Here is an 854-nt window from a genome sequence, read left to right on the forward strand (position 1 = left end):
CCCCGATGCTGATCTTCTTCGCGGTCGTCGGCTCGATCTATGCAGGGCTCGCGACGGCGACCGAGCCGGCCGCGCACGGCCTGCTCGCGGCGCTCGCGCCCGCGACGGTGGTCGCGTTCGGCGGCTATCCCTCGATCCCGCCGGTGCTGGCGGCGCGGACGCTGGCGCGCGCACGCCGCCCGCGGGTGGTGCTGCACGAACAGAACGCGGTGCTCGGTCGCGCCAACCGGCTGCTCGCGCGCTTCGCCGACCTGCTCGCGCTCTCGGCCGCCGCGACCGCGCGCCTGCCCGGGGGCGTGCGCGCCGAGACGCTCGGCAATCCCGTGCGTCCCGAGATCGCCGCACTCGCCGGCGCCGGCTACGCGCCACCCGTGCCCGAGGGGCCGGTGGAGCTCCTGGTGCTGGGCGGCAGCCTGGGCGCGCGCGCGCTCGCCGATCTCGTGCCGGGCGCGGTCGCGGCTCTGCCCGAGGCGCTGCGCGCGCGGCTCCGGCTCACCATGCAGTGCCGCGCGGAGGACATCGGGCGCGTGCGCGCGACGCTCGACGGCTCGGGTGTGTCGGCACGGCTCGCGCCGTTCTTCGCCGAGATCGCGGCGCTCTACGCGCGCGCGCATCTCGTGATCGCGCGCGCCGGCGCCTCGACGGTCGCCGAGCTCGCCTGCGCAGGGCGGCCCTCGCTGCTCGTTCCGCTGCCGCACGCGATCGACGACCACCAGACCGCGAATGCGCGCGTGCTCGCCGGGGCCGGTGCTGCGGAGCTGCATGCGCAGGCCGCGCTGACGCCGTCAGGACTCGCCGACCGCCTCGCCCGCCTGCTCGCCGAGCCCGCGCGTCTCGCGCGCATGGCCGAGGCG

At 77.8% G+C, this 854-nt stretch carries 1 protein-coding gene; it reads left to right on the forward strand.

Annotated features, from left to right (window positions below; translation table 11 throughout):
- Nucleotides 1–854 (forward strand): glycosyltransferase (locus FK498_RS18855; RefSeq protein WP_141857260.1); only part of this gene is annotated, 854 nt, incomplete at both ends.

The sequence above is a fragment of the Elioraea sp. Yellowstone genome (genome assembly GCF_006704265.1).
GTDB lineage: Bacteria > Pseudomonadota > Alphaproteobacteria > Acetobacterales > Acetobacteraceae > Elioraea.